13 protein-coding genes and 1 riboswitch are annotated in these 13,209 nt (G+C 43.2%); of the genes, 9 read left to right on the top strand and 4 right to left on the bottom strand.

What is annotated here, in order from left to right:
* Window positions 1-353 precede the first annotated feature (353 nt).
* A complete protein-coding gene (locus RB622_RS03360) occupies window positions 354-1,274 on the top strand; it encodes an aspartate carbamoyltransferase catalytic subunit (RefSeq protein WP_254411615.1) in 921 nt (306 codons plus the stop codon).
* 62 nt (window positions 1,275-1,336) lie between these two features.
* Here RB622_RS03360 and RB622_RS03355 read toward each other — a convergent pair whose 3' ends face one another.
* Complete coding sequence (locus RB622_RS03355; RefSeq protein WP_308045092.1) at window positions 1,337-2,047, bottom strand: DNA alkylation repair protein; 711 nt, start codon at window positions 2,045-2,047, stop codon at window positions 1,337-1,339.
* A 163-nt stretch (window positions 2,048-2,210) separates the two neighbouring features.
* On the opposite strand from RB622_RS03355, the gene RB622_RS03350 reads away from it, so the two are divergent.
* The 4 genes from RB622_RS03350 (at window position 2,211) to rlmB (ending at window position 6,095) form a co-directional block, all read left to right on the top strand.
* Complete coding sequence (locus RB622_RS03350) at window positions 2,211-3,020, top strand: crotonase/enoyl-CoA hydratase family protein (protein WP_308045091.1); 810 nt, start codon at window positions 2,211-2,213, stop codon at window positions 3,018-3,020.
* Window positions 3,021-3,090: 70 nt separating this feature from the next.
* Window positions 3,091-3,981, top strand: coding sequence for an SDR family oxidoreductase (locus tag RB622_RS03345; protein ID WP_308045090.1), 891 nt, complete (start codon window positions 3,091-3,093; stop codon window positions 3,979-3,981).
* 150 nt (window positions 3,982-4,131) lie between these two features.
* On the top strand, window positions 4,132-5,340 hold the full coding sequence (locus RB622_RS03340; RefSeq protein ID WP_308045088.1) for a GWxTD domain-containing protein: 1,209 nt from the start codon (window positions 4,132-4,134) through the stop codon (window positions 5,338-5,340).
* Complete coding sequence (gene rlmB, locus RB622_RS03335; RefSeq protein WP_308045087.1) at window positions 5,316-6,095, top strand: 23S rRNA (guanosine(2251)-2'-O)-methyltransferase RlmB; 780 nt, start codon at window positions 5,316-5,318, stop codon at window positions 6,093-6,095. The genes RB622_RS03340 and rlmB overlap by 25 nt, the downstream gene beginning before the upstream one ends.
* 55 nt (window positions 6,096-6,150) lie before the next feature.
* On the opposite strand, the gene RB622_RS03330 is transcribed toward rlmB, so the two are convergent.
* The 3 genes from RB622_RS03330 to RB622_RS03320 form a co-directional block, all read right to left on the bottom strand.
* Window positions 6,151-6,951, bottom strand: a complete 801-nt coding sequence (locus tag RB622_RS03330) for an SDR family oxidoreductase (protein WP_308045086.1) — start codon at window positions 6,949-6,951, stop codon at window positions 6,151-6,153.
* A 14-nt stretch (window positions 6,952-6,965) separates the two neighbouring features.
* A complete protein-coding gene (locus tag RB622_RS03325) occupies window positions 6,966-7,901 on the bottom strand; it encodes an LD-carboxypeptidase (RefSeq protein ID WP_308045085.1) in 936 nt (311 codons plus the stop codon).
* Between the two features lie 71 nt (window positions 7,902-7,972).
* The gene (locus tag RB622_RS03320) at window positions 7,973-8,299 is read right to left on the bottom strand and encodes a DUF721 domain-containing protein (RefSeq protein ID WP_308045084.1); all 327 of its coding nucleotides are present in this window, start codon (window positions 8,297-8,299) and stop codon (window positions 7,973-7,975) included.
* Window positions 8,300-8,494: 195 nt separating this feature from the next.
* A riboswitch (SAM riboswitch) is annotated at window positions 8,495-8,604 on the top strand.
* Window positions 8,605-8,794: 190 nt separating this feature from the next.
* On the opposite strand from RB622_RS03320, the gene RB622_RS03315 reads away from it, so the two are divergent.
* From RB622_RS03315 to RB622_RS03300, 4 genes are all read left to right on the top strand, one after another.
* Window positions 8,795-10,102 (top strand): O-acetylhomoserine aminocarboxypropyltransferase/cysteine synthase, encoded by a 1,308-nt coding sequence (locus RB622_RS03315; RefSeq protein WP_308045083.1) that lies wholly within the window; start codon window positions 8,795-8,797, stop codon window positions 10,100-10,102.
* Between the two features lie 81 nt (window positions 10,103-10,183).
* Window positions 10,184-11,236, top strand: a complete 1,053-nt coding sequence (metX, locus tag RB622_RS03310; protein WP_308045258.1) for a homoserine O-acetyltransferase — start codon at window positions 10,184-10,186, stop codon at window positions 11,234-11,236.
* Window positions 11,237-11,466: 230 nt separating this feature from the next.
* Window positions 11,467-12,213, top strand: a complete 747-nt coding sequence (locus RB622_RS03305) for a M48 family metallopeptidase (protein ID WP_308045082.1) — start codon at window positions 11,467-11,469, stop codon at window positions 12,211-12,213.
* An 18-nt stretch (window positions 12,214-12,231) separates the two neighbouring features.
* A complete protein-coding gene (locus RB622_RS03300) occupies window positions 12,232-13,134 on the top strand; it encodes a helix-turn-helix transcriptional regulator (protein ID WP_308045081.1) in 903 nt (300 codons plus the stop codon).
* Window positions 13,135-13,209: the final 75 nt, after the last annotated feature.

Here is a 13,209-nt window from a genome sequence, read left to right as displayed (position 1 = left end):
GAACAAAACATTTGTTTCTTCTTGCGAAAAAACGAACCCAGCAAATTCAATTGATGATACTTATGATGAGGAGGATATGAAAGCAAATGCTGTGAAATCCATTTACCGAACCAAAACTACTGCTAGAATTTATTCTAAACAAATTACACGGCGACTATTTAATACTTTTATAGTAAATATCAAAATTATTCTATTCATTTTTTTAAAAAGGGTTACTTAAAAAACTTTTTATAGCATACTGAAACAGAGCGCCGTTCTTTGGCCGTGGGCATATAATCAAAGTTTTCCGCGCATTCGGTTTTCTGTTTGGGCGCTTCCTTATTATCTTTGCAAAACTTTCTTATCCAGACGCAATGACAAAACTTTCAGTTCGGCACTTACTTGGAATTAAAAACCTGAACGAGAATGACATTCATACCATTTTAGATACTGCCACCCAATTCAAGGAAGTAATTAACAGGCCAATCAAGAAAGTACCGTCCCTTAGAGACATTACCATAGCCAACGTCTTTTTCGAGAATTCCACCCGTACAAGGCTCTCCTTTGAGCTTGCCGAAAAAAGACTTTCAGCTGATGTTGTTAATTTTTCAGCTTCGGGCAGCTCGGTAAAAAAAGGCGAAACTTTGCTTGATACCGTCAACAATATCCTGGCCATGAAAGTCGATATGATCGTCATGCGCCATAGCAGTCCCGGTGCTCCGCATTATCTTTCAAGCCGCATTCCTGCAAACGTAATCAATGCTGGTGACGGAACACACGAGCATCCAACGCAAGCTTTGCTCGACGCTTTTTCCATGCGGGAAAAACTTGGAGATCTGGCCGGTAAAAAGATTGCCATCATCGGAGATATCCTGCATTCACGGGTAGCCTTGTCCAATATATTCTGTTTGCAGAAACTGGGCGCGGAAGTAATGGTTTGCGGACCAGCCACACTGATCCCGAAACATCTGGCAGATTTAGGTGTAAAAATCGGTCATAATGTGAAGGAAGCGCTTCAATGGTGTGATGTGGCCAATGTGCTTCGTATCCAGCTTGAAAGACAGCAAATTAAGTATTTCCCTTCGTTGAGAGAATATTCGCTTTATTTTGGCATTACAAAAGCAATGCTTGATGAATTGGACAAAGAGATCGTATTGATGCACCCGGGCCCTATCAACCGTGGCGTTGAACTTTCCTCAGACGCTGCCGATTCATCCCATTCGATTATTTTGAACCAGGTAGAAAATGGCGTAGCCGTGCGAATGGCGGCACTATATCTCCTTGCACAACAGTAAGTAACAGCATAAATTTCAGTATCAGGATTCCTTAAACCGGTTTCCTGATTTCTTTTTAGGCGTTAACAACGAACGGTTTTTCGCTTGCTTCCACGTTTACCCGCAGCCCAGGTTTTTTTGATATAATCAGGAGCGAACGGGACTTTGCATGCGGTTTCCCCCAAATTAACACGGACCTTCCCTATTCTTTCTGCTACCGCGAAAGCCTGATCTGCCAGCGGCTCGTAATGTGCAGCCATCGCTATCACGAATCCATTCATCGCGTAACGAACCCGATTGGGTGCATGATGAATTTCATTCTCGACATGATCAAGTAAATTTTCGATTTCAGCTTTATCAAGTTTTTCATCCGGCATCAGCCTAAATAAGTTACTCCACACCGCCCAGCCAGCATCTGCGATCATTTCATGCTTTGAGGTGATCCATTTCCGGGCTACATCCATGCCATAAGGACTCTCAGCAGCCACCCAGCCCACAGCATACTCACTGATCATGTACCAGTTAGCCCGTTTAACCCACGCGTCCAGCAAGGATATCGTCATTAACGACGGATCTGCCATCAATCCTGCCAGGTACATCGCGTCAGAATTCCCCGTTTCGTAAAGTGCCAAAGCCAGTGTATGATTATTTTTATTCCTTTTCAGGATTTTCTTCATATCACCAACCCTGACACCATAGATGGGTTCATGTGCACCGTGGCTCTTGAACATTTTTACTACGGACTCATCGCCAAGCGAAGCGAGTTCGTTCATGACATCTTTCACCGTGTCCATACAATTAATTCTATTCTTTTTTAATTAAAATTTTTTCTTGCAATAACTTAAATTATTAGAACTAAATAATATATTTGCATTGGTATGCATGCATACTACCTACACTTCATCAACATTAAATTTACACAATAACAAGGCATTACACTTCATCAACAAGCTAAAAATGAATTACGAAACAATTTTTCTTACCATTGAAAACGACATTGGCTATGTAAAACTAAACCGGCCGGAAAAAGCCAACGCATTGAATCAAACTGCATGGCATGAGTTAAAATCAATCTTTGAAGCCTTAGACGAAAATGACGACGTAAGGGTTATCATGCTCAGTGGCGAAGGGAAACATTTCTGCTCGGGAATAGACTTATCGCTACTCTTGTCCGTCCAAAACATAGCAGAAACCTGTGATGCGCGAAAACGGGAAAAACTTAGAAAACTGATTTTGGAACTGCAAAGTCCGATTAACGCGATTGAAAATTGTAGTAAACCCGTCATTGCAGCGATTCACGGTGGGTGCATTGGAGCGGGTGTTGATATTGTAAGCGCCTGCGACATGCGTTATGCAACGCACGAAGCTTATTTTTCAATCAAAGAAATTGACATGGGCATGGTTGCAGACCTGGGAACACTGCAGCGGTTACCAAAGCTTATCTCCGAGGGAATGGTCCGGGAAATGGCTTTCACAGGTCGGCAGGTATTCGGAGAAGAGGCTGAAAAAATCGGACTGGTTAATAAAAGCTTCGAAAGCAAGGATGTCCTTCTCGAAAAGGTAGCTGCCGTTGCAAAAACAATCGCTGCGAAATCGCCGGTTTCAGTGCGCGGAACAAAACATATACTAAATCACAGCCGCGACCATTCTGTTGCAGACGGACTAGCATATATGGCAACCTGGAACGCAGCAATGCTCCTGTCGGAGGATTTGCATAAGGCCTTTCAAGCCCAATCCGAAAAGCGCTTGCCCAACTTCAAATCCTGACATTTTAAAGCTATTTTTTAACCGCGCGGCGGACCGCTTTCAACCGTCGACAATACAATCTTAACTGAATATGTCCTACAAAGAAGGAATGCTACGGGAAGGTGCCCTGGATGACAAAACAATTATTGTAACCGGTGGCGGAACTGGCTTAGGAAGATCCATGGCTGCCTATTTTTTAAAACTTGGCGCCAATGTCGTGATTTGCAGCCGTCGCCTGGAGGTGCTGGAAAAAACGGCAAGCGAGCTGGAAACCGAAACAGGTGGCAAAGTTTTAGCGATTGCCTGCGATGTGCGAAAAACCGAAGAAATTGAAAATGTAATAACCAAAGCGATCGAACAATTTGGTAAAGTTGATGTGCTGGTCAATAACTCGGCTGGAAATTTTATCAGCCCGACCGAACGCCTCTCCTATAAAGCCGTCGACACGGTTGTTGACATCGTTTTGCGCGGTACTTATTATTTTACACTGGCGCTTGGCAAGTACTGGATTGAAAATAACATCAAGGGAACCGTTTTAAATATTTCCACCACCTATGCCTGGACCGGCTCCGGTTGGGTTGTACCTTCGGCCATGGCGAAAGCAGGTGTATTGGCCATGACCAAATCACTGGCTTTTGAATGGGCCAGTCACGGCATCCGGCTTAATGCCATTGCGCCAGGACCGTTTCCTACCAAAGGTGCCTGGGACCGGCTTTTTCCGAAAGAACTGGCCGAGAAGTTTTCGTTTGAAAACCGTATTCCGTTGCAACGCGTGGGTGACCATCAGGAGCTTGCCAACCTGGCAGCTTATCTGGTTTCTGACTTTTCTTCCTATGTCACAGGTGAAGTAATCACCCTGGACGGCGGTGAAGTTTTGTCTGCCGGTCAGTTCAATTTCCTGAAAGAAGTCAGTGAAGAACAGTGGGATGCCATTGAAAATCAAATAAAAAGTGCCAATCAGAGCAGCAAGAAATCAGAATAATAATTTTCTTCCGTTTTTATTGGGTAAATTTGCTGCTTCGTTCGTTATTTGACAAATGAAGACCTCTGGTATATGAAAACAACTTTTAGAATTTACCTTTCTCTGCTGTCAGCATTGTTTATTGCGGGATGCTCATCCGCCAACAAGACAATGAAAAAAATACCTGAGGCAGAAGTGCGCATGTCTAACCCTGAAACAGTTTCTGCACCCGAAGAGCTGTCGCTTGTGGCTATTCAAAGCAAGTATTTGGCTAAGGATACGACGCAGACGCGGGTGTTCCTGTATGTCGATGCATTGAAAGGCAAAAATTCGATCTCAGTTAGAGACTTCACCAGGCTTTATAACCTCAACTACGTCATTTATTCCGATTACGGGACGCGCGAACGTCTGGGTTATGGCAATGTAAAACTTGACTCAAACAATGTTTCAAAACTGGGCGACAAAATTGTTATTGGTTTTGATATTAAAAGTCCAAACAAAGAAACTGGTGTATTGTTAAGTGAAATCAGCCAGACCGGAACTTTGAAAAAAGTACTTAATGATCTCACGATTCACTTCAAAAAACAATCGGCCAGCGAATTATACGGCATTTACACGGCCGCTAGCGCCGAACCCATACAACGTCACTACATTAATTCGGGCACTTCATTTACCGTAAAAAGACTGAACCAGCAGCCAGGTACCTTGCATGTGTTTTATTACGGACACAGCTTTGAAGCGGCGGGTTCCCCGATGAATACGACACCCAAAACGGTTTCAAAATCATTAACGATTGACAGCACATTTAGTATCAATACCAACGAAACAATCCAGTTTACAAAGGAAGGCCTGTACAATATTTTTGCGGACACGACGCAATCTGAGGGATTGGGCTTACTGGTTGTAAATGAAAGATTTCCAAAACTTACAAAACCCGAATTGTTGCTGGAACCACTCGTTTACATGAGCACCAATACGGAGATCAGTGAAATCAAAAAAGCAGAAGAATTCAAAAAGGCACTCGATAAATACTGGCTTACACTGATGAATGGCAATGCACCACTGGCGCAGCAGTCTATCAGATCTTTTTACAACCGTGTTGAAGAAGCCAACCAATTGTTTACCAGCTATAAAGAAGGCTGGAAAACAGATAAAGGAATGATCTTTATAGTTCTTGGCCCACCGGATAAAGTGCAGCGCAGCAAAGACCGGGAGGTTTGGACATATGATCAACGTGCTAACGCACAGAATGTTAATTTTACTTTTAATCGCAGAACAAATCAATTTGTAGATGACCATTATGAGCTCGTTCGCTATGCCGAATATCAGCCAATTTGGTACCCTATTGTAGAAGCATGGAGAAACGGAACTATACGCTAAGAAAGCCCGCCCCTCGTCCGTCACAGGCCGACATGGTTTTTGGTACACAATCTGTACTGGAAACTTTACGCTCCGGCAAAGAGATCGAACGTTTATTTATTCAGAGAGAGCTAGGTCTTAATGAAATTGAAAAAACAGCTAAGGAGCTTGGAATTCCTTATCAGCGCGTTCCGGTAGAGAAACTAAACAGAGTTACCAGAAAAAATCACCAGGGTGTGATTGCCTTCGTATCGCCTATTCAATACATGCCGTTGCATAACGTATTGACGCAGGTTTATGAAGATGGAAAAACACCGTTGTTGTTGTTATTGGATCGTGTAACGGATGTCCGCAATTTCGGAGCGATCGCCCGTACAGCAGAATGTGCTGGTGTGCAGGCATTAATCGTTCCAACGAAAGGTGGAGCGCAGATCAATGCGGATGCGATGAAAACTTCATCCGGAGCGTTGAATTTCCTCCCGGTTTGCCGTGAGCCTAATTTATACGAAACATTATTGTATCTACGTAACAGCGGATTACAGATCATTGCCTGTACTGAAAAAACAGATAAGTCATTGTACGATATCGACTTTTCTATTCCTACGGTAATCATCATGGGCTCAGAAGAAGACGGAATTTCAAAGGAATTTTTACTATTGGCTGACAGTGGCGCAAAAATTCCATTGAATGGCCAGGTTGAATCATTAAATGTTTCCGTTGCGAGCTCAGTTGTATTATACGAAGCTGTAAGACAAAGAGTTATTTCGAAAATATAGTTTTCAAAATAACGGAATAGCAGAGAGGTCAAGTTTTGAAAACTTGACCTCTCTGCTATTCCGGAATATTTTTACGCACCTGGTCAAACAACAGACTCGGAAAAAACCTTTTCAGATAGATCGCGGCAACCTCTTTCAGGCCTCCGATATAGATTTCCTTTTTATCTTTTTTGACGGCGTTTAATATTTGTCTGGCACATTCTTCCGGAGCGATTCCGTTTTCCTGGTTGACATCCATTTTACCGAATTTGCTTCCATTCTCGTTCAGTGCATTTACAGAAACATTTGTTCTGATATAACCCGGACAAACGGTTGTTACTTTGATATTGTCGTGATAAGATTCAGCGCGCAATGAATCGTAGAAACCGTGTAAAGCATGCTTGGAAGCATTATACCCCGACCGCATGATCGTGCCGATTTTTCCGGCGACACTGCTAATGATAATAAAATGCCCGCCTTGCTGTTGGATCATGTAAGGCAAAACGGCTTTTGTCAATGCTACGGTGCTGTAAAAATTGACATCCATTAATTTTCTGTAAACATCCAGATCCGTATCCTTGATGTAAGAGCGTTGGCTCACACCCGCATTGTGGACCATAATGTCGATCCGCTGGAAAGTCTGGATGATTTTGGCAGCGGCCACATTGGCCTGATCGAATTCTGTCACGTCCATGGGCAGGATCAGCACGGAAGAATCCGGCAGTCGCGTGCGTACTTTAACTCTTTCAAGTTCTTCCCGTCTTCTTGCTGTCAACACCAGTTTTGCGCCTTCTTTGGCAAATGCCATCGCGATGGCTTCTCCAATCCCTGATGATGCGCCCGTTATCCAAACTACTTTATTCTGAAAAGTATTCATTCTACAATACTGATTTATATAATCGTGGGAGCCGATGACAAAAAGTGCAGCTCCACACCATCGTTATTTACATCAAGGTAAGCATTCATTCCGACACCGATGGCGCGGTTATCGGCCACATGGCCTACCGGAAAGTCAAACGAAACGGGATAATCGTATTCGGCAACGTGTTCATGAATGATCTCATAAGCCGTTTTTCCAAAGGACGGACTGGAATTGTCACGCATGTCCGTAAATTGACCCACGATCAGTCCGGCCAGATGGCTCAGTTTCCCTGCCCGTTTCAGCTGGATCATCATACGGTCCAGATTATAAAGATATTCGTTAACATCCTCAATAAAAAGAATCTTGCCTTCCGTATCAATCTGGGTTGGCGAGCCGATCAAATGGGTAAGTATACAAAGATTCCCACCAACCATTTCTGCCACGACGCTGCCTGTTTTATTGAAAGCATGAGGCGGTACAGAATAGCCCGGAAGTTCGCCAAACAACAACTGCCGCAAAGATTCAGCCCCTTTTTCAGCCCCTTCAAGTGTCATGGATTTTACCATGGGCGCGTGTATACCTGCGTAACCCAGCTGATACAACTGAGTAAGAACAACAGTCAGGTCACTAAACCCGACGATCCATTTCGGCGATTTGATAAAGTTTGTAAAGTCAATATTATCAATAATCCGGGAGCAACCATAGCCACCGCGTGCAGCAATAACGGCTTTGATGGAAGAATCATCGAGCATCGTTTGCAGATCTTCAAGACGTTCAGCATCGGTTGCTGAAAACTGGTTGTAAGCGGATTTTAAAGTTTTTCCTTCAACAATCTTTAATTTCCACTGGTCACGCAGCAGACTTATTCCCGGAAGTATGTCTTCGTAACGGATACAGCTTGCAGGTGCAACAATCCCTATTTTATCACCTGATTGTAAAAAGGGCGGAATTTGTATGGTGGGCATATGTATAAATTGGGCAGTGCAGGGTATGCGGTTGGTGTGCAGCTAAATTGCGAAACGACGCGTGATCAGTTTTAAATAAAAACAACATCGGATACCAGATCAGATTTCATTTCGCGGTTGATGAGTTCAATAATTTTGGATTTGGCGCGAACAAGTTCACTGCGCAAAGGCGCCGATTCAATCTGAAGAAACAGAATACGGTCCTTGATATAGATATTTTTGGTTCTGGAAGCGATGGCTGCCCCCATAATTTTATCCCAATGTGCCACGACATACGACTGATCAAACCGGCTTCTTAGTTTGTAGCGGTCCAACATCTGATCAATCGCCTCTTTTAGCGGAGTAATCCCAGGTTTTCTGGAAGATTTTTCTTTGTCGAAACGATAATGTATGGCCATAAAAAGATACTTTCTGCAAAGATAGAATAAAGGGATGAAGGCTGGAAGTGAAAATGAGGGAAAGCCAAAAAAGACGATGAATCAGGTATTTCCGTTTTTTTGTTTCGGGGAAATTTTAAACGTGATATTTGGTTTTCCCGGCTTCCGGGCTTATTATTGCAACATCAAGTCAATTCGCTTCACATTTCAGCGGTTGATTTATAAAGAAGAGGCGAGAGAATGGGCTCTACGAACCTCTGGCAACCTACTCCTGCGTCGGAGAAAGGTGCTAATTCCCACCTAAGCTATTTTAGGAGATATAAAATCAAACGCGCATGAACTTATTACAAGAAAATTCCGCCAGCCGGAGGGCTTTATTCTCATATCTTCATTTGACAAGCAAAGCTTTTCAAGGCGATTCCTGCGTGTTATTTCAGTCAGGAAATTTTGCTGGTTTTTCAGGATCTTTTGTCATTACTAAATATTTGCCGCACAAATAAACCTTTCAAAAAAGTTATGTCAAACACCACTTATCAGTTCGAAACATTACAGTTACATGCAGGTCAGGAACCGGATCCGGTTACAAATTCCCGTGCAGTACCCATTTATCAGACAACCTCATACACTTTCAATAACTCTGAACATGGCGCAAATCTTTTTGCGTTGAAAGAATTTGGCAATATCTACACCCGGATCATGAATCCGACGACGGATGTTTTCGAAAAGAGAATTGCCGCACTGGAAGGCGGTGTGGCGGCTTTGGGTGTGGCATCCGGTCATGCTGCACAGTTTCTCGCCATCAATAATATTACAACCGTTGGTGATAACTTCGTTACGACTTCTTTTTTATACGGAGGAAGTTATAACCAGTTCAAAAACTCTTTCAAAAATATTGGTGTAGAAGCACGTTTTGCCGATGGTGACGACGTATCAAGTTTTGAAAAACTGATTGACGATAAAACCAAAGCGATTTATCTGGAAACAATCGGTAACCCAAGTTACAGTGTTCCTGATTTTGAAGCTTTCTCTGCGCTGGCCGCAAAATATGATTTACCGATTATAGTTGACAATACTTTTGGTGCAGGCGGTGCTATTTGCCAGCCGATCAAATGGGGCGCGCACGTCGTGGTTGAGTCGGCTACGAAATGGATTGGCGGACATGGAACGACCATGGGCGGCGTGATCGTTGATGCCGGTACTTTTGACTGGGGTAATGGAAAATATCCACAGTTTACCGAGCCTTCACCAAGTTACCACGGTTTGGTATTTAATGACGTTTTCGGTAAAAATGGGCCTTTTGGAAATATTCAGTTTATTATTCGTGCCCGTGTGGAAGGATTACGTGACTGGGGACCGTCGCAGAGTCCGTTTAATTCCTTTTTACTACTTCAGGGACTGGAAACTTTGACACTTCGTGTGGAGCGTCAGAGCGAAAATGCACTGGCCGTAGCGACCTGGCTTGAAGCACACCCGGATGTTGAATTTGTAAATTATCCTGGCCTTGCCAGCAATAAGTACAAAACGCTGGCTGATAAGTATCTGACCAGAGGTTCAGGTTCTGTGCTTTCATTCAAACTGAAAGCAGGTAAAGAAGCAGCGGATAGTTTTGTAAATTCAGTAAAACTGACAAGTCATTTGGCGAATGTTGGTGATTCCAAAACCCTGATCATTCACCCGGCAAGTACCACGCATTCTCAGCTTTCCGAGAAGGCTCAGGAAGATGCAGGCGTTGCACCGGGACTGTTGAGGTTATCCGTTGGGATTGAACACATTGATGATATTAAGGCCGATCTTCAACAGGCTTTTGAAGCTGTGAAGAAATAAAACCGGTGCTGAAGCAGATTTCCAAAGCTGCTTCAGCATCATTAAATAGTTGTAGAATTTAAACTTTGTGCTTTGGCACGTATGCAAGCGGAACAAAAGATTTTTAGATATCCCTATGCCTATTCATTGGAATTGGGACGTGAACTACCTGGTTTTGAACTATCGTACACCACCTACGGTACCAGAAATCCGGAAGATGATAACATTGTCTGGATATGTCATGCATTAACGGGAAACTCCAATGCCGCAGAATGGTGGGATGGCTTGGTAGGTGACGGGAAATATTTCAATTCAGAGAAGGATTTTATTATCTGTGTTAACGTGCTGGGATCTGCTTATGGATCTACGGGGCCGCTGTCTGTGAACCCCATTACGCAAAAACCATATTTCCATGATTTCCCAACCATAACGGTTAAGGATGTGGTGGGAACGTTGGAAATCCTGCGTCAGGAGCTTGACATACGTAAAATTAAAATGTGCATCGGAGGATCACTGGGTGGTCAACAGGCGCTGGAATGGGCGGTTGAGGTGCCGGATTTATTCGAAGAACTGATTTTAATTGCATCCAATGCACTGCATTCTCCATGGGGTGTTGCATTTAATGAGTCGCAACGGATGGCCATTGAAGCAGATCAGACCTGGAAAGAAAGTCATGAAGATGCCGGTAAAATGGGAATGCGCGCGGCACGTTCAATGGCGTTGCTTTCTTACCGGAATTATGATACGTACAACTTTACGCAAGCCCGTGATAATCCGGATCAGATTGATGATTTTCGGGCATCGTCGTACCAGCAATATCAGGGTGATAAGTTTGTGAACCGTTTCAACGCATATTCTTACTGGGCGCTTTCCAAGATTATGGATTCTCATAATGTAGGAAGAAACCGGGGCGGAATTGTGCACGCGTTGAGCTTGGTAAAGGCTAAAACACTTGTTTTGGGCATAAAATCCGACTTGTTATTTCCACTCACAGAACAACAATTTGTGGCAAGACATATCCCTGACGCAGTTTTTCAGGAAATTGATTCCTTGTATGGTCACGATGGATTTTTGATCGAATACAAACAATTGACCCAAGTGATCCGCGCCTGGCAGGAAACCAACGGACAGCTGCAAATCGCAAAAATCAGCTAACCCTAATTGACTTCCACCATAAAGAGTCCTGTGTTATACGCGCAGGACTCTTTACATTTACAACGAACAATTGCCGTAGGCAAGGCCGATCTAATAGCAACGGATTCTATGTTAAACGCACGTTTTTTTACATTCACAATGAACAATTGCCGTAGGCAAGGCCGATCTTGTAGCAACGGATTTCAATCCGTTGGCCGTTGGCAATGGATTAAAATCCGTTAATTGTTAAAATGAAAATCACGAAAACAGCTTTTATAATCATTCCCATTATTGTGATTGTCGCAATAACCTGCCATTTCATTTTCAGAAAAAAGCAGATCAATCCCGTGACAGGCAAGGCACAGGCGATAAGCCTGACACCCGAGCAGGAAGTGGCGGTGGGCATAGCATGCGCGCCGCAGCTGGCAGCAGAATTTGGCGGCCTATACCCGAACCGGCAATGGCAGAAAAAAATAAAAGCTATCGGACGAAAACTCGTCGCACCTTCACCGGCTGCAAAATCTTCTTACCAGTTTGACTTTCACTTGCTAGCGGATTCACAAGCCGTATGCACCTATGCGCTGCCCGGTGGTCAGATATTTATCACGTTGGGTATGTTTAAAAAGCTTAAAACCGATGACGATCTGGCAGCCGTTTTAAGTCACGCAATCGGACATGTGATCGGCAGGCATGCGTCTGAGAAACTCTTCAAAACTAAATTGCTGCAAACATCAAATGATAGCATAAACCTACACGACTCAGCGAGGCAAACTTCAAAATATCTGAGCAATTTTATGGCAATGACGTATGATGACGAAGATGAAATTGAAGCGGATGCGTTGAGCATCCAGTATATGGCTAAGGCAGGGTATGATCCGAAAGTGGTTGTTAGCGTATTTGAAATGTTAAAAGAAAATTCCGACATGTCTCTAAAACATCCAGTCACTACGGACCGTATTGAAAAAATGAAGGAGGCAATACAAAAGTTTAAGAATTGAATTTTGTAACTTTATCTCATGGCAGATATCATCACAGTTCAGGATTTTTATAAACAAGCCTCCCTGCTTATCCCCGAGCGAATTCAAAAGGAGATTGGACATTTTAATGTTTTTAAAACTGAGGAAGTCTTTGAGCCAGGGGCTACGAAAATGCCCTACAACCGGAGGGCTTATTACAAGATCAGTTTGATCATCGGGAAAAACAGAGCCGAATATGCTGATAAAGTAATCGATATTGAGCATAACGCCTTATTATTTGCTACACCGCAGATTCCATACAATTACCATTCGCTGGACGAAAAGCAATCGGGGATATTTTGTATTTTCTCGGAAGACTTCTTTGCACAGAGCAATATCGGGAGATCTGTTTCTGAATTTCCGGTTTTTCAGCCGGGAGGTAATCCCATCTTTTTCCTAAGCCCGGAACAGATTGAAGAAGTAAAAGCAATTTTCGGCAAAATGCTGAAGGAGCTGGACTCTGACTACACTTACAAATATGATTTGATTCGTAATTATGTGATGGAGTTAATTCACACGGGGCAAAAATTACAGCCGGTTTCAGGGCTGCATGTTGAAACAAACGCATTTCGTCGTGTTTCTTCTTTGTTTATGGAGTTGCTGGAAAGGCAATTCCCGGTAGAGCCTCCGCATCAAAAACTTAAGCTGCGATCAGCCAAAGATTATGCCGACCGGCTTTCCATTCATGTCAATTATCTCAACAAAGTATTAAAAGAAATGACCGGCAAAACAACGACCGGACTGATTTTGGAAAGGATTGTACAGGAGGCCAAAATTTTGTTAAAACATACCGATTGGAATATTTCCGAAATAGCCTATTGCCTGGGTTTTGATGAACCTTCTCATTTCAACAATCTCTTTAAAAAACATACCAGTTTAACACCGAAGACTTTTAGAGCCTAGATTTGATTTTTGTAATTTCTGATTTGAAATCCGCTAAGTCAGAACATAGGCTGCAAACTACCTTTGTTCCATCAA

Origin of the sequence: Dyadobacter sp. LHD-138, assembly GCF_030929615.1 — a bacterium.
Classification (GTDB): domain Bacteria; phylum Bacteroidota; class Bacteroidia; order Cytophagales; family Spirosomataceae; genus Dyadobacter.
The sequence above is the reverse complement of the archived record's forward strand: the minus strand, read 5'-3'. Positions and strand labels throughout refer to the sequence as shown.